Origin of the sequence: Snodgrassella sp. (genome assembly GCF_024103505.1) — a bacterium.
Classification (GTDB): Bacteria; Pseudomonadota; Gammaproteobacteria; order Burkholderiales; family Neisseriaceae; genus Snodgrassella; species Snodgrassella communis.
This window is the reverse complement of the sequence record NZ_JAGGIJ010000001.1, coordinates 12928-35247: the sequence shown is the minus strand read 5'-3', so window position 1 is coordinate 35247 and position 22320 is coordinate 12928. Positions and strand designations below refer to the sequence as shown.

General features: G+C 41.1%; 18 protein-coding genes. 6 read left to right on the top strand and 12 right to left on the bottom strand.

What is annotated here, in order from left to right; translation table 11 throughout:
• Window positions 1-61: 61 nt before the first annotated feature.
• The 6 genes from era to lepA form a co-directional block, all read right to left on the bottom strand.
• Window positions 62-985, bottom strand: coding sequence for a GTPase Era (gene era / locus J6578_RS00165; RefSeq protein WP_287953570.1), 924 nt, complete (start codon window positions 983-985; stop codon window positions 62-64).
• 308 nt (window positions 986-1293) lie between these two features.
• Complete coding sequence (locus tag J6578_RS00160) at window positions 1294-1815, bottom strand: DUF2867 domain-containing protein (RefSeq protein WP_287953568.1); 522 nt, start codon at window positions 1813-1815, stop codon at window positions 1294-1296.
• A 129-nt stretch (window positions 1816-1944) separates the two neighbouring features.
• On the bottom strand, window positions 1945-2808 hold the full coding sequence (locus tag J6578_RS00155; RefSeq protein WP_239364720.1) for a hypothetical protein: 864 nt from the start codon (window positions 2806-2808) through the stop codon (window positions 1945-1947).
• Between the two features lie 46 nt (window positions 2809-2854).
• Window positions 2855-3580, bottom strand: coding sequence for a ribonuclease III (gene rnc / locus J6578_RS00150; protein ID WP_093090349.1), 726 nt, complete (start codon window positions 3578-3580; stop codon window positions 2855-2857).
• 129 nt (window positions 3581-3709) lie between these two features.
• Window positions 3710-4696 (bottom strand): signal peptidase I, encoded by a 987-nt coding sequence (lepB, locus tag J6578_RS00145; protein ID WP_239364717.1) that lies wholly within the window; start codon window positions 4694-4696, stop codon window positions 3710-3712.
• A gap of 3 nt (window positions 4697-4699) precedes the next feature.
• Window positions 4700-6490 carry a translation elongation factor 4 gene (lepA, locus tag J6578_RS00140; protein ID WP_093090345.1) on the bottom strand — a complete coding sequence of 597 codons (1791 nt, stop codon included), beginning with the start codon at window positions 6488-6490 and terminating at the stop codon, window positions 4700-4702.
• A gap of 395 nt (window positions 6491-6885) precedes the next feature.
• Here lepA and J6578_RS00135 point away from each other — a divergent pair, with 395 nt between their 5' ends.
• The 6 genes from J6578_RS00135 to J6578_RS10265 all read left to right on the top strand — a co-directional run bounded on the left by J6578_RS00135 (window position 6886) and on the right by J6578_RS10265 (window position 13445).
• Entirely contained in the window at window positions 6886-7446 is a 561-nt protein-coding gene (locus tag J6578_RS00135) for a SanA/YdcF family protein (RefSeq protein ID WP_239427740.1), read from the top strand.
• 137 nt (window positions 7447-7583) lie between these two features.
• On the top strand, window positions 7584-8714 hold the full coding sequence (locus J6578_RS00130; protein WP_239364711.1) for a M14 family metallopeptidase: 1131 nt from the start codon (window positions 7584-7586) through the stop codon (window positions 8712-8714).
• Window positions 8715-8870: 156 nt separating this feature from the next.
• Window positions 8871-9935 (top strand): lysozyme inhibitor LprI family protein, encoded by a 1065-nt coding sequence (locus J6578_RS00125; protein WP_287953564.1) that lies wholly within the window; start codon window positions 8871-8873, stop codon window positions 9933-9935.
• Between the two features lie 540 nt (window positions 9936-10475).
• On the top strand, window positions 10476-11549 hold the full coding sequence (gene dinB, locus J6578_RS00120) for a DNA polymerase IV (protein WP_239364706.1): 1074 nt from the start codon (window positions 10476-10478) through the stop codon (window positions 11547-11549).
• 174 nt (window positions 11550-11723) lie between these two features.
• The gene (icd, locus tag J6578_RS00115) at window positions 11724-12962 is read left to right on the top strand and encodes an NADP-dependent isocitrate dehydrogenase (RefSeq protein ID WP_093090336.1); all 1239 of its coding nucleotides are present in this window, start codon (window positions 11724-11726) and stop codon (window positions 12960-12962) included.
• Window positions 12963-13148: 186 nt separating this feature from the next.
• Window positions 13149-13445 carry a CHY zinc finger protein gene (locus J6578_RS10265; RefSeq protein WP_093090334.1) on the top strand — a complete coding sequence of 99 codons (297 nt, stop codon included), beginning with the start codon at window positions 13149-13151 and terminating at the stop codon, window positions 13443-13445.
• A gap of 17 nt (window positions 13446-13462) precedes the next feature.
• On the opposite strand, the gene J6578_RS00110 is transcribed toward J6578_RS10265, so the two are convergent.
• The 6 genes from J6578_RS00110 to ettA all read right to left on the bottom strand — a co-directional run bounded on the left by J6578_RS00110 (window position 13463) and on the right by ettA (window position 22262).
• Window positions 13463-14221 (bottom strand): toxin-antitoxin system YwqK family antitoxin, encoded by a 759-nt coding sequence (locus J6578_RS00110; protein ID WP_239364695.1) that lies wholly within the window; start codon window positions 14219-14221, stop codon window positions 13463-13465.
• A 109-nt stretch (window positions 14222-14330) separates the two neighbouring features.
• Window positions 14331-15677, bottom strand: a complete 1347-nt coding sequence (locus tag J6578_RS00105; RefSeq protein WP_287953562.1) for an aldehyde dehydrogenase family protein — start codon at window positions 15675-15677, stop codon at window positions 14331-14333.
• Window positions 15678-15790: 113 nt separating this feature from the next.
• The gene (locus tag J6578_RS00100) at window positions 15791-17326 is read right to left on the bottom strand and encodes a peptidylprolyl isomerase (RefSeq protein WP_287953561.1); all 1536 of its coding nucleotides are present in this window, start codon (window positions 17324-17326) and stop codon (window positions 15791-15793) included.
• Window positions 17327-17476: 150 nt separating this feature from the next.
• Window positions 17477-17746 (bottom strand): HU family DNA-binding protein, encoded by a 270-nt coding sequence (locus tag J6578_RS00095; RefSeq protein WP_037405990.1) that lies wholly within the window; start codon window positions 17744-17746, stop codon window positions 17477-17479.
• 193 nt (window positions 17747-17939) lie between these two features.
• A complete protein-coding gene (gene lon, locus J6578_RS00090; protein WP_287953851.1) occupies window positions 17940-20348 on the bottom strand; it encodes an endopeptidase La in 2409 nt (802 codons plus the stop codon).
• A gap of 246 nt (window positions 20349-20594) precedes the next feature.
• On the bottom strand, window positions 20595-22262 hold the full coding sequence (ettA, locus tag J6578_RS00085) for an energy-dependent translational throttle protein EttA (RefSeq protein WP_093090324.1): 1668 nt from the start codon (window positions 22260-22262) through the stop codon (window positions 20595-20597).
• Window positions 22263-22320: the final 58 nt, after the last annotated feature.

Here is a 22320-nt window from a genome sequence, read left to right as displayed (position 1 = left end):
AACAGTATTCTTGTCCGTACCACAGCATCTGAGCAGACAAGTACTTATATTCAGTTGAATCCTACATACCCAATTCACGTAAAAAGCGAATATCGTCAGCCCAGCCAGATTTCACTTTTGCCCAAACCTTTAAAAATACTTTGGTTTCAAACAGCTTTTCCATATCTAAGCGTGCTTCAGTGGAAATCTTTTTTAATTTTTCCCCACCTTTGCCAATCAGAATACCTTTCTGGCTATCTTTATCTACCAGAACAGCAATATAAATCTGGTATAGCCCATCCTCTTCGGCAAACTGCTCCACTTCAACGTTCATAGCATAAGGCAGCTCTTCACCCAGATAGCGAAACAGCTTTTCACGCACAATCTCCATGGCCAGAAATCGTGCCGATTTATCCGTTACCATATCTTCAGGATAAAGCGGGATTCCCTGTGGCAACATGGGCTTAAGTATGTGTATCAGTTGAGCCACACCCAAACCATGCTTGGCACTAACCAATGCTACTTTAGCAAAAGTAAAAGCTTGCTGTACTTCATCAATGAAAGCCTGCATGATAGTCTGGTCTTTTGCCTTATCCTTATCCACTTTATTAATCACCAGCACCACGGGAACGCGCTGTGGTAATTGTTGCAAAACTTCGCGATCTGCATCAGAAAACCGTAAAGCCTCAACCACAAAAACAATCACATCCACACCAGCTACTGCTTCAGTAACATTCTGATTCAAACGGTCATTCAGTGCATTACGGTGATAAGTCTGAAATCCTGGCGTATCAACAAAGATCAATTGTGCTTCATTATCAGTATAAATACCATTAACTCTATGGCGGGTAGTCTGAGCCTTTTTACTGGTAATACTGATTTTCTGGCCAATAAGGTGATTCATTAATGTCGATTTACCCACATTCGGGCGGCCGACAATGGCAACAAAGCCACAGCTAAAATTGTCTGACGGGAATGGATAATTATGACTAGGCACTTCAGACATACACTCTTTCCAAAAGATATAAAATAACCACAGCGTAGCGAATAATAAACTGGCATTTTCCCAAATATGGAATTTTAAAAGACAATAAATTTACCAATGCAACGTTGCAAAATCAGATTATAGGCTACTAAGTTGCAAAGCAAAAATATAAACTATCGGGTTCATGAATACATTGCGCTGGTGATGCAATTTTTTTTACCCAGTTTGATTACCATATTATTGAAACTTCAGCATATTAGCAATTACCGATATATTACAAATAACGCTCAGAATACATCAAACTGACAAAATAAAATTACCACAATTGATTAATGAATATTTTCAAACAGTTTATGGACAATAAACGGATGAAGTATTGAAACGGGCAACATATACAAACGCCCCCAGAAATTATGATTTCTTACTGATGCAACCAGATAAAGCATGTTTTTACCAGGATTAGAAGTATTCTCAGTAATCCGCACGCATACGCAAACGTCCAAATGCGAATCTTTCACAATCAAAGTAAGCTTATCCGCAGTGTCTTCAGTTATGGTAAAAAAATGAGCTGTATTTGTCTGGCCGGATTTATAGTTGTCCTCATCCAGATTAGTAAACCCTTGTATAGCCCGCACACCTGCCGGTTTGACTAGAATATCCCTAAGATTAAATAACATCCTTAGCCATTCAGGCTGATTAGATGTCATCATTTTATAAGCTTCATATGCTGTAATATTTTTACAAATTTCTTTCTTCTGGCAGTCCAGATAATCCAATTTTTCTGCAACCAGAGTAACATTATCAGGTAGCTCAGTCAGCGTTTTGGAAATTGTCTTTTGCCTGTTAATCATTTTTTTCCTTATCAATATAAATATTTAAGTAATCTGAGTGCTTATACAGGGAATACTGATTTTCCGATTAATTGGATGATATTTGCCCATACAGGAATACTTGACACTTGCTAATCGACAGCTCAATTTTCATTTTTTGAACAATTGATTTTTGACAGGAATATACCTTTTCTTTAGCTTATCCCAATGATATATCATAGATACCTTTTTTGCATTCCCTTTTTCCGACCAAAGAATATCTTTCATTCCTGAATGAGACGTTGGCGGAATTTTAATAATATATTTATTTTCATGCAGTTCATGGTCACGTGTACCATCTTCATGCCAGTCTCCTGCATAATTAGCCAAATGATAGGTTGGTGCATTGAAAATAGGTAGTAATTCACCATTAATTACGGCAAATAATGTTACCGATTCATCATTTGCTCCACCACCAGCATAGCTTGTAAATGTGTTATGACGTATACCAAAAGCTAATACATTAGAGCTTAATCGATAAGGAGCAAAATCATAACGTCGTGGATTGCCAATAACCTCTTCACCTAAATCATTATCTAGTAAAAAGGCACTGCTTTGCAGATTATCACTATTTTCAATCCACGGTTTAGCCAGCAGTGAAAAGCCCTTTACCCGATCTAAATGCAGCACAGCGATGATTGTTTTACCTTTTTCTAGATAATGACAATAATCGTTATCATCTTTTTGAATGCTAGAACAAGCTATAAAAATATAGGTATCAGGCTGACTTGGCCATGCCTTTATACCAGCAAAATGCCAATTTCCCTCACTTGCCTGTTTTGCATCAACCAAAGCTAGAATTTTTATAAATTCATTTGGTTTTGAAAAATAATGACGGCCAAAATAATCAACTGGCTTTACGCCTCCCATTTCCTCTGCAAAAAATTCCCGACCTGCAGAATGTTTAATATTCGGATAAACAGCATCAAAAGAGTGTACTGTTTTAGCCCAGATAATATTACTCAGTAACAACATAAAGATACATATAATTCTCATTTTTATATCAATAATTGTTAAAAAATTATTTTTTCCGATTCTTTGCCGACGGGAAATTCTTTTCTAGCCAAACCAGAGCAGTCTTCGCTGTTTGCTGTTCTGCTTCACGGCGACTATGTCCGGCCGCTTCAGTTTGAAAACCCGTTTCCCCCAAATCACATTGCACTACAAACTGCTGATTATGCACATCACCAATCTGATCTACGATTCTATACTTAGGCAATGGCATATGCCTTGCCTGTAAAGCTTCCTGTAAAAGCGTTTTTGCATCTTTACCACTATTTAGCGGATTGATATGCCGGATTCGTTCTGCATACAAGCGGCGCACCACAGCTTCGGCCGTATTGAAATCAGCATCAAAACTCACCGCAGCAAACAATGCTTCCATTGCATCTGCCAGCGTGGATGGACGTCTAAAGCCGCCGCTTTTCAATTCTCCGGTACCCAGCAACAAAGCATCACCCACTTTTAATTCAGCAGCGATTTGTGACAATGTATCCTGATTCACCAGATTTGCACGCATTCTAGACAATTCGCCCTCTGTCAGGCGTGGAAATGCCTCAAACAACATCTTGGCTACAGAATAATTTAAAATTGAATCGCCAATAAATTCAAACCGCTCATTGTGTAACGCGCTGTAACTGCGATGGGTTAATGCCTGTTGCAATAGTTTTGATTGCTTAAAGTGATAGCCAAGCATCTTCTGCACATAGCCCAAAGCATTTTCATGCCGTACATCAGTTTTTTTCATTTAACCTTCTTTAATAATAAATTAATTGTTTTTCAGGAAAGATTTTGCAATCAGTCTGACAGATCAGAATCAATACATTATTGCTGCATAGACAAAGCGCAAGACAGAATCTTGCGCTTGAAATCAGCATTAGTGAATTTTGGTACCGATTCGTTTCATATCGCCCATATTCAGCCATATCAGAAACGCTTTGCCTACAACCAGTTTGTCATCTACAAAGCCCCAGTAGCGACTATCTTCACTGTTATCACGATTATCACCCATCATAAAGTATTTTCCAGCCGGAACTGTACAACTGAATCCATTGCCATCAGGATAATAAGTACATAACTCACGATCGGGAAAAGACCGTACACCCTCAGAAATAACTGAAGGCTGTTGTGGCATCTTCAACACCTGAACCGATTTATTATCAAGCTGTTCAGTCTGTTGCTGAGCCTGAATGGTTATAGTGCCAAAATTAGGTACCTGCTCGGGATAGCTGTAAAGTTTTTGCTCGTCAATATCGTTAACTGTCTTACCATTGATTGAAAGTGTTTTATCCTTATAAGTAACAACATCCCCCGGTAAACCAATCACGCGTTTAATATAATTGATCTTTGTTTTTTCAGGATAATTAAACACCATCACATCCCCGCGCTCAACCTTGCTTACGGGAATAAGCACATTATTCAGAATGGGCAGACGAATGCCATAGACAAATTTATTCACCAGAATAAAATCACCGGGAATCAGGCCCGGGCGCATTGAGCTAGACGGAATCTGAAAAGGTTCGGCCACAAATGTACGTAGTATAAATACCACCAGAATGATGGGAAAAAAACCACTCATGTAATCAGTGAAGTGATTATCATCCATCTGACCAGAATGCTTTTTCTTCTGTTTCCGGTGTACAAACCAAGCTATACCGGTAAGCAGCACGAATAGCAGTAATACCGCGGTAAAGCTCATCAGCGTTGACAACAGGCCAAAAGCACCAACCAGCATCAGCAGATAGCCCCATTGCAATGCACCACTCCACTCGCCATTTTCCCCGCGCACTTTTGCACTCTTGAAAAATAGCAGAATACCCAGTACCAGTAGTACCGCTGCGCCTATAATCATCGTATTCGACATATATTAATCTCCAACCTGCAAAATCGCCAGAAAGGCAGTTTGCGGAATTTCCACGTTGCCTACTTGTTTCATGCGTTTTTTACCGGCTTTTTGTTTTTCCAATAATTTTTTCTTGCGGGTGATGTCACCGCCATAACATTTAGCCAGCACATTCTTGCGCAGCGCCTTAACATTTTCGCGGGCAATAATCTTACCGCCTATTGCCGCCTGTACAGCAATATCAAACATCTGGCGTGGAATCAGTTCACGCATTTTGGCTACCAGTTCCCGGCCACGATGAACTGAATTACTGCGATGCACAATCAGACTGAGCGCATCAACCTTTTCACTATTGACCAAAATATCCAGTTTCACCAAGTCTGCGGCTCTAAATTCAAGAAATTCATAATCTAATGAAGCGTAACCACGTGAAGTTGATTTTAATCGATCAAAGAAATCCATTACCACTTCATTCATAGGCATATCATAGGTAAGCATTACCTGCCGCCCCATATACTGCATATTCTTCTGTACCCCACGTTTCTGGTTACATAACGTCATTACTGCACCAACATATTCCTGTGGCAGCAATATAGTTGCAGTGATAATGGGTTCATAAATCGCATCAAGAGTACCGATGTCCGGCAATTTGGATGGATTCTCAATTTCAATACGTTCGCCACTTTTCAGCAACACTTCATATACCACTGTCGGTGCAGTGGTAATCAAATCCATGTCAAATTCTCGTTCCAGCCTTTCCTGCACAATTTCAAGATGCAATAGGCCGAGAAAGCCACAGCGAAAACCAAAGCCCAGCGCCTGAGAAACCTCCGGCTCAAATTTCAGCGCTGCATCGTTGAGCTGTAATTTCTCCAATGCTTCGCGTAACGCATCATAATCGTGACTTTCTACCGGATAGAGACCGGCAAACACTTGTGGCTGAACCTCTTTGAATCCGGGTAAAGGTTCACTGGCCGGCTCGCGAGCCAAAGTGATTGTATCCCCCACCTTTGCTGAGCCCAACTCTTTAACACCAGTAATCAGAAAGCCTACATCACCTGCTTTAAGCTCTGGTTTCTGAACAGATTTTGGCGTAAATACACCCAGCTGTTCGACCTGTGTCTCGGCGCCTGTGGCCATGAAGCGAACTTTATCCTTGAGGCGCACGGTTCCATCTACCATACGTATCAACATCACTACGCCAACATAATTATCAAACCATGAGTCAATAATTAATGCTTTTAATGGTGCATCAGCCGTGCCTGTAGGTGCAGGGACCTTTTTGACAATTTCTTCCAGCACATCTTCTATACCGATACCACTTTTAGCCGAACAGCGCACAGCGTCCATAGCTTCAATGCCAATAATGTCTTCTATCTCTTCGATTACCCGTTCTGGCTCTGCTGCCGGCAAGTCAATTTTGTTCAATACCGGCAGTACTTCTACACCCAGATCAATTGCGGTGTAGCAATTGGCAACAGTTTGTGCTTCTACACCCTGTGAGGCATCAACCACAAGCAATGCACCTTCACAGGCAGACAGCGAACGCGATACTTCATAAGAAAAATCCACATGTCCCGGAGTATCAATCAGATTAAGCTGATAAACCTGACCATCACGTGCCTTATATTGCAAGGCTGCTGTTTGTGCCTTGATAGTAATGCCACGTTCTTTTTCGATATCCATGGAGTCAAGTACCTGAGCACTCATCTCCCGGTTTTCAAGACCGCCGCAATACTGAATGAAACGATCAGCCAGTGTAGACTTCCCATGATCAATATGGGCGATAATAGAGAAATTACGTATATTATTCATGCAAGCCAATAATTAATTAATTCAGTCAATAGCCTCCCAGCATCTTCAATATCAGATACCAGAAAACCAAAAATAACTGCTCATTTTAACGGAATGAGCCCAAGTTCGCCGAAAAATTTATAATCGACAATTTTTTTAAATTCACTAATATTGCCATATTCAATTCTCATCACTACTATAAATCAGTAGTGTTAACAAAATATGTCATATTATTGACAGATTTAGCCTTTATCAATTATTCTGAAAGAATATATTTATATACATCTTAAACAGTATAAAGCTCTAATCAAATGACTATAACTTTATTAAAAAGAATCACTAAATATATCCTTTTTAGCACAATAGCCATCCTAATTTTTTTGATACTGCTTTATCAATTAATAAGCAGACAGGCTATGCCCTATACCTTCACAGACAGCAGCCAGCTCACACCGCGTAATGTAGGTCTTGTATTAGGTACGGCAAAGTATTTACGCAATGGTCAACTAAATCCGTTTTATCAATACCGTATTGAGGGTGCCGTTAAACTTTATCAGCAAGGAAAAATTAAACATTTGCTTCTGAGCGGAGATCATTCTCGTAAAAATTACAATGAACCAGAAACCATGCGCCAAGACTTAATTCAAGCGGGCATTCCTGCTTCATCTATAACATTGGACTATGGCGGACTAAGAACTTTAGACTCTGTACTTCGTGCAGAAAAAATTTTTCAGGTAAACAGTTTTACCATAATTACGCAAAGCTTCCATTGTGATCGTGCCATACTTATCGCCAGAAAGCATCAGCTAGATGCACAATGCTATGCAGTAGCAGCTCCAGGTGGCAAAAACTATGCAAAAGTAATAGTCCGTGAGATTTTAGCACGTGTTAAAGCTGTAAGTGATTTATATATCAAAGATAAACAACCTAAATTTTTGGGAAAACCAGAACCAATACTTTCCTCTGCACAAGACTAATCAACTATTTAAATACAAATTTACTGACAATAACAATACTTTCAAGCAGCAAGTTAGATACACAATATCGAAAATCACCCACAAAAAGAATACAATATATCTAAATTTAAATCAGTGGCCCATATGAAAGTGATTTCATGCTTAAAATTAGTACTCAGTTTGATGGTGGTAATATAGAAATTGTAGATGCTCATACGCCTAGCAACATTCGCCTGAAATTACCCAAAGACAACGCAGCCAACATCCGCCAATGGTTTTATTTCCGTGTACAGGGTGCGGCCTACCAGAATCTTCAGCTACACTTTATCAATGCTGCCGAATCTGCCTATCCTGCAGGTTGGGAAGACTACGAAGCAATGTGTTCTTATGACCGGATCAACTGGTTTCGCGTTCCTACCACCTACGAAAACGGAATACTTTGCATTAATCACACCCCATTGGCAAACAGTGTCTATTACGCTTATTTTGAACCCTATTCTTATGAACAGCATCTTAATTTGCTTGGTGACTCACAAAGTAGCGGACTGTGTCAAATAGAAGACTTAGGTAGCACAATACAAGGGCGTGACATTAATCTATTAACTATCGGCAATCAGGTTGCCAGTGATTTGAAAATATGGATTATTGCTCGCCAGCATCCAGGCGAAACCATGGCCGAATGGTTTGTTGAGGGCGTACTTAACCGTCTGCTTGATCATCAGGATCCGACAGCTCGTGCGCTACTTGATCGGGCTACTTTTTATATTGTTCCTAACATGAATCCAGATGGTTCAGCATTGGGTAATCTTCGTACTAATGCAGTTGGTGCTAATTTAAATCGTGAATGGTTAAATCCCAGCATGGAACGCAGTCCAGAAGTTTTTGTAGTCCGGCAAAAAATGCAGGAAACCGGTGTTGATTTATTTCTGGATATTCATGGTGATGAAACCATTCCTTATGTATTTCTTTCCGGTAATGAGGGTATCCCCTCATTTGATGAACGGCTGTATACATTACAGAAACAATTTAAACATGCCTTTCTGGTGGCCAGTCCAGATTTTCAGGATAAATATGGTTATGAAAAAGATGCACCGGGCGAAGCAAATCTAAGTCTTGCCACATCTTATATCGGTGAAACCTTCAAGTGCTTAGCCTATACATTGGAGATGCCATTTAAGGATAACCATCAATGGCCTGATGATGATTTTGGCTGGAACGGACAGCGTTCACTACGCTTGGGTGAAGCCATTCTAAGCCCAATATATGCCATACTTGATAGTTTGCGTTAATTTCCGCATGTTGTATCCTAAACTTGAACATATTACAGGCTTTTTTTGTATTTTTTAGTAAAATCAAATGATTAAAAATTACATGCGCCGCATAATAAGGATGGGTTATATGTAATCATGTTGTCTATATTCATTAACAATGCTTAGGAAACAATCATGAAAAAAAGCATACTTGTGTACAGCATCATCAGCGTTCTCTCTCTGGCAGCCTGCTCCCGGGATGAATCAGCCTCATCACCGCAATTAAGCTGTAACAGTGAACAGTTGCACAACCAGATTCAACAAACTCTTCAAACCGGTATTGATAACAATGCCCGTCAGTTTGCCCAAAATGACAGTCGACAGTTTGTTGATGCCGAAAAAGTTATTGGTGCCAGTCACGAACTGAGTATTGCTTTGTCAGAAGGTAAATTAGACAAAGACGCTAATGGTAATCCTATTTGCAGCAGTGAATTAAAGATTACTATTCCGACCAATATCTGGCAGCAAACCCAAGCCAATGCACCATTGTTATTTGGTAAATCAGATTTTATTGCTCAACTTAATCAGCAGCTACAGGGAAACGAAGTTACACAACGTGATGGTGTTTTTACCAAAGCTGTTAAATATGCTCCGGTGGCCAGCAATACTAATGCAGCATCAGCAGCCACCGCTGCCAGCAATTTTGATCAGGCAGGTATTCAGACATTCGCTACAGTTCTGGGGAATGCTTTGCTGCCATTTGGTATTAAAGATACAGTGGTCATTGCCGGCCATACCTACAATCGTGCCGACGCTATTACCCTGATCACCAATCCTAATGCAAAGGTATCGCCAATAGATCAGCCAAGCGCAACTGCGCAAATGGCCAGTGCGATTCTTAACGGACATATACCTGCTATAGGCAACGACAACCAGACTGATAGCAATAATAATGCAGATAAAATTTCAGAAAACAACAGTAAACCAACTGAGATTACGGCTAATCAATTGCAACTAGCACGGGATAATAACCGCAATGCCAACAGTGTTATTAATACACACTGGCGTAATCTTGATGATACTGTACGCAAAACATTACAGCAGGAAGAGCAGAAATGGATAGCCCGTAAGAACAGTCAATGTCAGGAAAAAGCTGCTAAAGCAGATACACCGGCTCATGCAGAATTCCTGCGACTGGAATGTGATACTCAGATGACTAACGAACGCATTAAGTATCTGAGTGGCTACGCAGTACATTAATCCATAATTTCAAAGCGGGCATCAGCTATAATGTTTATTGCTGATGCCTGTTTTTAATCTCGTTAATATAGTTGTACTGTGCTAACAAACATGTACATATATATTAAATTATGCCTTAATTGTGCACATTACACATTTTCTCTACACCTACTGGACATAAATGTACTAGCTGCAGAGCTAGATTTAAATTATCAAAAAATAGCTTAAACTATAAATTAATGCAATAAACTTAGAATCAGAATGGTATAAAGTGAATGGGAATATTTCTCAAAAAGATAGTAAAATTGCCATAACGTTGAAGCAGGTAAATCCAGACATTAATAAAGCAAAATTTGAAAATGGCAGTACGGTAAGATAGCTTACATTCTCTACATTGGTTCATATACCAGCGAAAATAGTACAATACAAAAGTTATTGGATTCTATTTTATTTAATGAATTGCAAATCATTAAAAATATTAATTAAATGTATATTTATCGGCTCCAACCAATACAGAACAGGATAAATTGAAAATAATCATACTATATCGCACAGGGTAATATGTCTGAAAGAAAAATAATTCATATTGATATGGATGCTTTTTATGCTTCAGTAGAATTGCGCGACCATCCAGAACTACAAAACAAACCGGTTGTGGTTGCGTGGGATGGGCCCAGATCGGTTATCTGTGCTGCTTCGTATACTGCACGCAAGTATGGTTTACATTCAGCTATGGCTGTAAACACAGCCAAACGTTTATGTCCTCAGGCAATCTATATTCCACCAAATTTTAGTAAATATCGCGCTGTATCACAACATATACACAGTATATTTAGCCGCTACACTTATCAGATTGAACCTGTTTCACTAGATGAAGCTTATCTGGACGTAACCAGCTATCAGGGCACATTACCCTATGCACGAGATATTGCGCGTGAAATACGCGCTGCCATACAGGCTGAAACGGGTTTGACAGCTTCGGCGGGAATTGCACCCAACAAGTTTTTGGCTAAAATCGCTTCCGACTGGCGCAAACCAAACGGACAGTTTGTTATTGCGCCTTCACAAGTTAAGGCTTTTCTACATAATCTGCCATTAGGAAAAATTCCCGGTGTTGGTAAGGTTACCGAGCAGAAAATGCATTCATTAGGCTGGACTACAGTGAGTGATTTAAGTCAGGTAAGTTTATCTGTTTTAGTGCATCATTTTGGTCGCTGGGGGTACCGGCTATTTGATTTAGCTCGAGGACGCGATGACCGTGAGGTGACAGCTGAACGTGACCGTCAGCAAATCTCAACTGAAATTACACTGAATGATAACGAAAATCTAACAGAAATAGCCCATCATCTGCCTGAATTAGCACAGACGTTGTTTCAAAGCATGCAACAAAAACGGCTTCAAGGCAGTTGTGTTACATTAAAATTAAAAAATACACATTTTCAGATTTATACGCGCTCCCAAACCTATTCATCTCCTTTACCTGATGCTGCCGCTCTGATTGCTGCCGGACAGGATCTACTTAAACGCATGCCTAACGACAGTGCTCTTTTCCGGCTCATAGGTCTGGGTATCAGCCACTTCTATCAGCATGAATATCAATCAGATTTATGGACAGCGGAAAGTACAGGCAAGTAAATCCAGAGCAAAATGGCAGCTGTAATTGCGCTATTCTGCCTAAAGCAAAGTTCAGACTACATCGCACTACATTTTTCTGGCTTAAGTCAACAAAATAAAGGATAATTAACCTGACTGGCTACAAGCGGGAGTGTGTAGTCACCCATCAGAAAAAGTAACATCACAGGAGTTACCATGAGTCACATTAAAGTGCCAACAGAAGGTCATAAAATCGTTTCCGGCCAAGCCATCCCGAATGATCCTATCATTCCCTTTATTGAAGGTGATGGTATCGGTGTAGATATTACGCCAGTGATGAAAGACGTTATTGATGCTGCAGTAGCCAAAGCTTATAACGGTACGAGAAAAATAGTCTGGATGGAAGTCTACGCTGGCGAAAAAGCCACTAAAATTTATGGTGAAAACGTGTGGTTACCGGAAGAAACACTGGAAGCCATCAAAGAGTACAAAGTAGCCATCAAAGGGCCGATGACTACACCCGTTGGAGGCGGAATCCGCTCACTGAACGTTGCTATTCGCCAGCAACTTGATTTATATCAGTGTGTTCGTCCTGTACAATACTTTACCGGTGTGCCTTCGCCACTGAAAGACCCAAGTAAAGTGAATATGGTTATTTTCCGTGAAAATACCGAAGATATCTATGCAGGTATTGAATGGCTGTCTGAAACAGAAGATGCTAAAAAGGTAATTAATTTCCTGCAGGGTGAAATGGGTGTTACCAAAATCCGTTTCCCGCAAACTTCCAGCATTGGGATCAAACCTGTGTCTAAAGAAGGCTCACAGCGCCTGACTCGTGCAGCCATACGTTATGCTATTGATAATGACCGTGACAGTGTTACCTTTGTTCATAAAGGTAACATCATGAAATTCACCGAAGGCGGCTTCCGCGACTGGTCGTATGAAGTAGCTAAAAATGAATTTGGTGCGACTTTAATTGGTGAAGGTCCATGGTGCGAATTCAAAAATCCGAAAACAGGTAAAAACATTGTAATTAAAGATTGTATTGCCGATGCTTTCCTACAACAGATTTTATTACGTCCAGCAGAATACGATGTAATCGCCACCCTGAATCTGAATGGTGATTACATTTCTGATGCGCTGGCTGCTCAAGTAGGCGGTATTGGTATTGCGCCGGGTGCTAATATTTCTGACGAATATGCCGTTTTTGAAGCCACTCATGGCACAGCACCCAAATATGCCGGTCAGGATAAAGTCAATCCGGGTTCAATCATTCTTTCTGCCGAAATGATGCTGCGTCATTTAGGTTGGAAAGAAGCTGCCGAGTTGGTGAATGCAGCTATTGAAAAAGCCATTGCTGATAAAATCGTTACTTATGATTTTGCCCGTATGATGGATGGCGCAAAAGAAGTTTCTTGCTCAGCTTTCGGTAAAGCCTTAATTGAACGCATGTAATCTGAGTTTGTTTATTTAATTATATAAAGCCGAATCTGTTCCAAAGATTCGGTTTTTTATATCATTTCCTTCAAATACAAAATTCTGACTACAATAATTAATAGTTGAAGTAATGAAGCCGGTATTTTATAAAGCTGGCAATTCTATTACAATAAATTTAAATTAACAGCATTCATATGTAAAAACATGATTTTAGGAATTGAAACCGATGTATGTGGCCGTTGTACACATTATCACAATGAAAATGATATTGCCGCACTTCAATGTAATCAGTGTAAGCAATATTATGCTTGTTTTAAATGTCATGACCAAATGTGTGGCCATCGTTTTGTTCCCATGAACACTGAAAACAGCAAGCCGGTTATGTGTGGAAAGTGCAAAAACTTTCTGACTTATGAACAATATCAACAATATAAGTGCCCATTTTGTCTAGCATCTTTTAATCCACGCTGTGCATTACATAAAAATATTTATTTTAAATAGCAAACTAGTGAATATTTTTAATTATCACCTAAATCAACAATCAAGCCGTCCTCGTCCCATTGGGTTTTCCGTATCAGTTCATTTTTTTCAAATATCGATTCACTTTTTTTGGCGCCCGAATCGTACCAACTCAGTACTACACCACTTACCTTATTATTGTGTATAGCCACATCGGCAAGCAGATGCCCTTTATCATCCCATGTTGTCATGGTTTGAACCTCGCCCAGATGGACGTACATATCCTGTTTCATCTGGCCATTTGGATACCAGCGCTGCCAGCGTCCCTCTGCTTTACCATTAACAAAAAACAGCTCACCACGTTTTTGCCCGTTTTCATACCAACTCAAAGTCCGGCCACTTGGCATCCCCTTTTTCCAATTCATTTCAATAGCCATCTGACCATTAGGGTACCAAGTATGCCATTTCCCTACCGGCTTGCCGTTTTTATAGTCACCCTGAATTTTATTACCGCCATCCGGATACTTTAGCTGCAACTTACCTTCTTTCATTGCCGGAATAAATTGTTGCAATTCATCTATAGGCAAGGCATAGCTGTCACTGGGTTTGGTCGGTACATGAAAATCCTGCTTGTCTGTATGATTATTATTATCGTGAGGATGTTGCACATGATTTACTTCAGACTGTTTTTGAACAGTCTGACCATCTGCACTGGAATACACACTCTTTTGAGGATCTGATTTGATCAGCCACACGATAGCTATCAGAATGAGTATTACTGCGAGTACGAACCAGTAAGTACGTCTGGCTACATACATGAATTTTATCCCTATTTACTAAGCAGAGTCATTATTTTATGCAATGAAAATTATTTCTATCTTTATTACATTTTTTTTCAAACAGGACGTCACTATCTGTTTTAGCTGCTTATTTTTGCCAGTAAGTTTTAACATTAACAAATTCATATATCCCGAATTCTGACAGCTCACGTCCAAATCCAGAATCTTTTACGCCTCCAAATGGTAAACGTAAATCACTACTGGTATGACGGTTGATAAACACACTACCCACATTTAACTGTTCCGCAAACTGCCATGCTGTATGGGTATTCTGCGTGTAAATACTAGCCCCCAAGCCAAAAGGATTATCATTAGCCAGATTCAATGCATGAGCATTGTCTTGCGCCCGTAGAATAATAGCAACCGGCCCGAATACTTCTTCATGATATACACGACAATCTGAATTTACTTTATCCAGAATAGTAGCTGGATAAAACCAGCCTGACATATCTTTTGGAATTTCACCGCCCAGCAGACACTGTGCACCATGAGCTACTGCATCCTGTACTTGCGTGTGAACAGCGGTGCGTAAATCCTGACGGTGCAAGGGTGCTAAAGTAGTAGTTGGCAACCATGGTTCGCCCATCCGCAATTTTTGGCAATGCTGTTGCAACGCAGTAATAAAATCGTCTGCAATTTCATTATGGACTATAAGCCGTTTGGCTGCATTACAGGATTGACCAGCATCACGAAAACGCGAATAACACGCTTCTGAAGCTGCCTGTTCCACATCTGCATCATTCAATACAATGAATGCATTGCTTCCTCCCAGCTCCATTACGCATTTACGCAGATGTCGGCCGGCAAGTGCTGCCAAATACCGTCCTGTCTCAGTTGAGCCTGTAAAAGCCAATGCCTGCGTTTTTGAAATAGCATACTCAATATCATTATTATTCAGCCAGGCCAATTGTAAAGGTAAGTCTTCACCCACCAAGTCAAACAGCATCTGGCTGATTTGGCCTACAGAAGGTGCTGGTTTTACTAGACAGGCATTGCCCGCACATAAAGCCGGAATAGCAAAACGCAGAATCTGCCATACCGGATAATTCCACGGCATAACGGCCAGTATTGTTCCCAATGGTTCAAAGCGTACCTGACTCAGACTTGCCTGTGTAGCAATGGTTTTGTGTGCCAGTAGTTCAGGTGTCAGATGGGCGTAGTAGCGAATTAACGCAATTGATTTGCTGATTTCGGCTTCGCACTCGCGCAAACAGCGCCCTACTTCAATACAAATCTGATAGGCCAGCTCCGCTTTGGCCTGCTCCAGACGCTGGGCAAAGGCCAGTAAACGTTGGGTACGGGATTGTACATCTTCTTGGGCAAAGGCATATTGTTGCAGTGCCAACTGCTGATACTGTAGTCCGAATTCAGCCTTGGTCAGACTTTTACGATTAAACAGAACTTCACCTGTAACGGCATGATAACTGGTATACAACGCAACAATCCTTCATCCACAAAAAATAAATCAAACAGCACGTGCTACTAATTCATACAGGCTATTAAATAATATTGACCTTATAAACGAATTTATAAGGTCAATGATAAAAATTATTGCTCGTCTCCGGTTTCCAGTTTCTGTACACCCTGCTTAAGCTTATAACGACTCTTCATCCATTCTAGATTTAGGGTAACCAGATTTTGTGCCAGATTTCGACTGATTACTTGTTTGGCCTGTGGCAGAACATTAACCAAATCTTGTGGCGGCTTGATTGAATTAATTTTCACCAGAACCGGGTTTTGCTGGTCACTAAGCAGGATATATGCAGATTTGCCGTTTGCCGGTTTAGCTTTAATCCAAGATTGGAAATCGTCCTTGGACATAACAGCTACTGCCTGCTGTGGAGTCAAATCAGTACTGGGAGACCATGACAAAGTGGGGCTGTTACCTTTATTTATAGCATCTATAGCCTGTTTGGCCGCTGCTATGGCAAGATTTTTGGTTTCCAATGCCACATAATCCTGTTTCACCTGAGCCTTGACTTCGGCAAAGGATGCCTGATGTTCTTTGCGCACATCAAGAGCGCGCACTACCCAGTAAGTTCCGTTACCCATATCTACTGGTTCGGAATTGTAGCGTTTAACCAGTACATCATTGCCAAACAAAACATCTTCCAAGGCTTTCGGCATACCGCTGGCACTAGCCATCTCACGTGTTACCCACCCCTGATCAACTTTATGAATTTCCAAGCCAAGCTTATCTTTAATGGGTTGCAGTGTTGTAGGATTATTAAAAGCCAGATCAGCGATACTTTCTTTCATTTTAGCTACCAGTGCTGTACCCTTGCGAGCCTGTATCTCCTGTGTTAATTGTGCTTTTACATCTTCCAGAGATGGTTTTGGCGCAGAAGCTGATGCCGGAATTTTGTCATACGCTTCCTTTAGCTCCTCCGCACTGACATTTTCCTTAGCACCCAATTCTGCGGCTGACAATTGTACAAATTCATATTTTACTGCTTGTGGCTGATAATATTGTTTTTTATTGGCTTCGTAATGAGCCTTAAGTTTGTTGTCATCAATTGCCACCTGATTGACAAAGTTTGCTGCGGGAAAGGTTACAGTTTGTAATTGGCGTGCAGACTGAAGCAGATTAACCATCTGCTTTGCTTGTACATCACTTACCAGATTACCAGCTTTCATCAGATTGAGCATTGTCTGCATGGCATACTGCTTACGTATATCGTCGATTAAAGCTTCTTCAGACATGCCAGCCTGTTGCAGGAATGCGCGATATTTGGTTTCGACAAATTTTCCGTTTTCCTGAAAACTAGGTTCAGAAGCAATAATTTGCTTTATCTGTTCGAGTGATACATTAATGCTCATATCTTGAGCACCCTGCTGAATATAAGCCTGATCAACCAGTGTGTCATAAACCAGCTGTTTGCTCACTGGGTTACCAGAAGCATTCTGTAATCGCCGCTGGAAATCATTAACATCACTAACTTTGATTTTAATATCACCAACTTTACTGATGTAATCAGTACCGGGTACAGCCAGCGAATAGCCACCTGCAAACACAAAACTAAGACAAATCACACCCAGAATGATCTGGGCTGGAGTTCTATATTTTTCTACAATGTGGAACATGGGATTCAGTTAACTTTTCTAAAGCAGATAATATTCTATTGTAACGTTTTTTGTTAAGCTAAACCAATGCCGTTTGAAGCGCTAATGCATAAATACGACAACAACAGAAAAGGCGGGATATCCCGCCTTGCTGTATTACGCAATTTTAAATCAAAGAGCATCTTTCAGTGCTTTACCAGCACGGAACTTAGGTGTTTTGGCTGCTTTGATTTCTAATGGTTCACCTGTTTTAGGATTGCGTCCAGCACGGGCAGCACGCTCACCTACATAAAATGTACCAAAACCCACCAAAGTTACCGTATCGCCACCTTTCAGTGCATTGGTAACAGCGCTAATCATACCATCTAGAGCTTTAGCTGCAGAAGCTTTAGATAAATCGGCTTCTTGAGCAATAGCTTCAATCAATTCAGACTTATTCACAATAAAGTCCCTTTCTGTTGTTATGTTCATATGATTTTCAGGTGCCACATGGGTGGTGAAACCTGAACAATACATTACGCTTACTTTATAACAAGCCCAAATTCTCTGTGTCAAGCGTCGATAGGCTTGCAGTGAGTTAAATCGAACCAAAAATAAAGCCATTCACCAATTAGTGTTGGTGAATGGCTGCATATCAATGTTTTACGGTTTTTGTAGTTGACTTAGTCGCAGATTTAGCTAATACACCTTCTTCAGAAACGCTTTGCCAAGGGCTGGGTGGATATGCCAGTCCCAGATTAAGCACTTCATCAATCCATTGTACCGGATGAATGGTAAGTTCTTCACAAATATTAGCAGGAATTTCTTCCAGATCTTTAACATTATCTTTTGGAATCAACACATGTTTGATCCCACCACGCAATGCCGCCAGCAGTTTTTCTTTCAATCCGCCAATCGGTAAAACCTCACCTCTCAGGGTAATTTCTCCAGTCATGGCTACATCTGCACGTACAGGAATACCGGTAAAAGCCGAAACCAGAGCCAGAGTAATTGCACTACCAGCACTAGGTCCATCCTTAGGAGTGGCACCTTCGGGAACATGAACATGAATGTCGTTTTTCTCATAAAAATCAGGTTCAATACCCAAACTTTCAGCCCGAGAACGCACCACACTCCATGCAGCACTGACGGATTCTTGCATAACATCACCCAGCTTACCGGTACGCAGGATATTACCTTTACCACGGAATTTGCTGGCTTCAATTGTTAAAAGCTCACCGCCCACTTCAGTCCAAGCTAGACCGGTTACCTGTCCGACACGGTTCTCATTTTCTGCCACACCATAATCAAAGCGACGCACACCAAGATATTCATGCAAATTTTCAGCATTGATAATGATTTCTTCCGGCTTGGCTTTAGCTTTTTTACCCTTACCACCTGCACCGACTTTCTCTTCTGCAACCGACTGCTTCATAACTACTTTGCGGCAAATCTTGGCAATCTCACGATCTAGTGAGCGTACGCCGGCTTCGCGGGTGTAGTAACGAATAATATCGCGCACAGCAGATTCTTCGATGCAGATTTCACCATCACGTACGCCGTTCTGCTTGACTTGCTTCGCAACCAAGTATTTCATGGCAATGTTGATTTTCTCGTCTTCGGTATAACCGGAAAGACGAATAATCTCCATACGATCAAGCAACGGCGTAGGAATATTTAGACTATTGGACGTAGCTATAAACATGACATCCGATAAATCAAATTCTACTTCTGCATAGTGATCAGAAAACGAATGGTTCTGTTCAGGATCGAGCACTTCAAGTAAAGCGCTGGCCGGATCACCTCGAAAATCGTTACCTAACTTATCAATCTCATCCAGCAAGAACAGTGGGTTTTTTACACCAGCCTTAGTCATGTTTTGCAGAATTTTACCGGGCATAGAACCAATATAGGTACGGCGATGGCCTCGGATTTCACTTTCATCATGTACGCCACCCAGAGCCATGCGCACATATTTACGGCCGGTGGCTTTAGCAATGGATTCACCCAATGAAGTCTTACCCACACCAGGTGGCCCAACCAGACACAAAATTGGCCCTTTTAGCTGATTCATGCGCTTTTGTACAGCAAGATATTCAAGAATGCGTTCTTTTACCTTTTCCAAGCCATAATGATCAGCATTCAAAATCAGATCTGCTTTGGCAATATCCTTGCTAACTTTAGATTTCTTTTTCCATGGTAATTCAAGCAAAGTATCAATATAGTTACGCACAACAGTAGATTCCGCAGACATCGGGGGCATCATGCGTAATTTTTTGAACTCAGACAGACATTTTTCTTCTGCTTCCTTGCTCATACCGGCCTGACGAATCTGTGCTTCAAGATTAGCCAGATCATCATCTTCTTCACCAAGCTCTTTCTGAATCGCTTTTACCTGCTCATTCAGATAGTATTCACGCTGAGATTTCTCCATCTGCCGTTTTACCCGGCCGCGAATACGTTTTTCTACCTGAAGAATATCCAGCTCGGATTCAAGCAGATGCAGTAAATGTTCCAGACGAGTGGTAACATTTACCATAGCCAGAATCTGTTGGCGCTGATCCAGCTTAAGCTGCAAATGAGCAGCGATGGTGTCAGCCAGCCGGCTTAATTCATTAATTCCGTGAATAGTGGTTACTACTTCTGTCGGAATTTTTTTGTTTAATTTTACCAGCTGCTCAAACTGAGACAGTAATGTGCGACGCAATGCCTCGTCATCATGTGTGTCCTCATTGGCGTCTTCACATTTTTCGATATGAGCCTCAGCGTACGCACCACTTTCATCAATATACTGTACTTGAGCACGATACAGACCCTCTACCAGCACTTTAACGGTACCATCAGGTAGTTTGAGTACTTGCAGAATATTGGCCACTGTGCCCATAGCATACATATCTTCTGCATGCGGTTCATCAGTATCAGCATTTTTCTGTGCCAGTAAGAATACCGGTTCATCATGCTCCATTGCTGCATTCAGAGCCGCTATAGATTTTTCCCGCCCTACAAACAAGGGCAATACCATATGCGGGTAAACGACAACGTCACGCAGGGGCAACATCGCCATTGTGGTTGGCTGTACCGAAGGAGAATCATAAACTTCAGCCATGTAATGCCTCAATCTTTCCTGAAAATATGCAATAAAATTGAATGTAGAAATGGTGCTGAACCAACATTTTTCAAGTACTTTTGTGGTTTAGCGCCCATTGCTGCATGACAATGTTTAAAATACTAATTTATGATTGATATCAACTTATAGAGATAAGCCGGACAATTCTAATTATTTGATCTCAGTCTGCCCAGCTTTAGCTGATCAGCGAGTTACTGGTTTATAGCGAATACGTTTAGGCTTTGCTCCTTCCTCCCCTAAGCGGCGCTTTTTATCTGCTTCGTATTCCTGATAATTACCATCAAAAAATATCCATTTTGATTCACCTTCGGCAGCCAGAATATGCGTAGCTATTCGATCAAGGAACCACCTATCGTGTGATACAACCAGAACACTACCTGCAAATTCCAGTAATGCATCTTCCAGTGCGCGTAAAGTTTCCACGTCCAGATCATTGGAAGGTTCATCCAGTAATAAAACATTGCCACCAGAAATCAGCGTTTTAGCCAAATGTAACCGTCCACGTTCGCCACCGGATAGTTTACCGACAATTTTGCTCTGGTCACTGCCTTTGAAATTGAATCTTCCCAGATAGGCGCGTGCCGGTATTTCAAACTGTCCTACCTGTAAAATATCACGCCCCTCAGCAATCTCATCAAACACATTTTTATCTTCATGCAACCCGTGACGGCTTTGATCTACTACTGACAATTTAACAGTCTGCCCAATTTTCACCTGCCCCTGATCTGGCTGTTCCTGCCCAGTAATCAACTTAAATAATGTCGACTTACCTGCACCATTAGGACCAATAATACCGACGATGGCTCCCGGCGGAATTTTGAAACTTAAATCATCAATCAGTAATTTGTCACCAAAACTCTTGCTAACATGCTCAAATTCGATTACCTCATTACCCAGACGCTCAGCCACTGGTATGAAAATTTCCTGTGTTTCGTTACGCTTCTGATACTCATAATTACTCATTTCCTCAAAACGAGCTAAGCGAGCTTTTGATTTGGCCTGACGTCCGCGCGCGCTCTGGCGTACCCACTCGAGTTCTTGTTTCATAGCTTTAATACGCGCAGCTTCGGCTTTTGCCTCATGTGCCAGTCTTGCTTCTTTTTGCTCTAGCCAAGAACTATAATTACCTTTCCACGGAATACCATGACCTCGGTCTAATTCCAGAATCCATTCAGCGGCATTATCCAGAAAGTAGCGGTCATGTGTTACAGCAACCACAGTACCGGGAAAACGAACTAGAAATTGCTCCAGCCATTCTACAGATTCGGCATCCAGATGATTGGTAGGCTCATCCAGCAACAGCATATCTGGTTTGCTTAATAACAATTTGCACAAAGCTACACGGCGTTTTTCACCACCAGACAAATTACCAATTCGCGCATCCCATTCAGGTAGACGTAAAGCATCAGCGGCAATTTCTAATTGATGTTTTATATTATCTCCGGCGCCAGCGGTGATAATGGCTTCCAGACGTGCCTGTTCTTCGGCCAATGCATCAAAATCAGCGTCTGGTTCGGCATAGGCCGCATAAATCTCTTCTAGCTTCTGCTGGGCACCGGCTACATCGCCCAGTCCAGATTCCACTTCCTCCCGTACAGTTTTATCAGCATCTAATTGCGGTTCCTGTGGTAAGTAACCGATTTTGATGCCACTCATAGCAATAGCTTCTCCTTCAAATTCGGTATCCACTCCGGCCATAATTTTCAGCACAGTCGATTTACCAGCACCATTAAGTCCCAGCAAACCAATTTTTGCACCCGGGAAAAAGGATAGCGAAATATCTTTAATAATTTGTTTTTGTGGCGGCACGGTTTTACTTACGCGCAGCATTGAGTACACATATTGGCTCATAGTATGTTCATCAGTATTAGATTAGTCTTTATCAGCCTGAATGATAGACCGAAAGTTA

Excerpts from the sequence above, each read along its gene's own strand:
- J6578_RS00155 (WP_239364720.1), bottom strand. The coding sequence starts at position 2,808 with ATGTTGTTACTGAGTAATATTATCTGGGCTAAAACAGTACACTCTTTT.
- J6578_RS00135 (WP_239427740.1), top strand. The coding sequence starts at position 6,886 with ATGCCCTATACCTTCACAGACAGCAGCCAGCTCACACCGCGTAATGTA.
- lepA (WP_093090345.1), bottom strand. The coding sequence starts at position 6,490 with ATGAATAATATACGTAATTTCTCTATTATCGCCCATATTGATCATGGG.
- dinB (WP_239364706.1), top strand. The coding sequence starts at position 10,476 with ATGTCTGAAAGAAAAATAATTCATATTGATATGGATGCTTTTTATGCT.
- J6578_RS00125 (WP_287953564.1), top strand. The coding sequence starts at position 8,871 with ATGAAAAAAAGCATACTTGTGTACAGCATCATCAGCGTTCTCTCTCTG.
- lepB (WP_239364717.1), bottom strand. The coding sequence starts at position 4,696 with ATGTCGAATACGATGATTATAGGCGCAGCGGTACTACTGGTACTGGGT.
- era (WP_287953570.1), bottom strand. The coding sequence starts at position 985 with ATGTCTGAAGTGCCTAGTCATAATTATCCATTCCCGTCAGACAATTTT.
- J6578_RS00100 (WP_287953561.1), bottom strand. The coding sequence starts at position 17,326 with ATGTTCCACATTGTAGAAAAATATAGAACTCCAGCCCAGATCATTCTG.
- J6578_RS00160 (WP_287953568.1), bottom strand. The coding sequence starts at position 1,815 with ATGATTAACAGGCAAAAGACAATTTCCAAAACGCTGACTGAGCTACCT.
- rnc (WP_093090349.1), bottom strand. The coding sequence starts at position 3,580 with ATGAAAAAAACTGATGTACGGCATGAAAATGCTTTGGGCTATGTGCAG.
- icd (WP_093090336.1), top strand. The coding sequence starts at position 11,724 with ATGAGTCACATTAAAGTGCCAACAGAAGGTCATAAAATCGTTTCCGGC.
- J6578_RS00110 (WP_239364695.1), bottom strand. The coding sequence starts at position 14,221 with ATGTATGTAGCCAGACGTACTTACTGGTTCGTACTCGCAGTAATACTC.
- J6578_RS10265 (WP_093090334.1), top strand. The coding sequence starts at position 13,149 with ATGATTTTAGGAATTGAAACCGATGTATGTGGCCGTTGTACACATTAT.
- ettA (WP_093090324.1), bottom strand. The coding sequence starts at position 22,262 with ATGAGCCAATATGTGTACTCAATGCTGCGCGTAAGTAAAACCGTGCCG.
- lon (WP_287953851.1), bottom strand. The coding sequence starts at position 20,348 with ATGGCGATGTTGCCCCTGCGTGACGTTGTCGTTTACCCGCATATGGTA.
- J6578_RS00130 (WP_239364711.1), top strand. The coding sequence starts at position 7,584 with ATGCTTAAAATTAGTACTCAGTTTGATGGTGGTAATATAGAAATTGTA.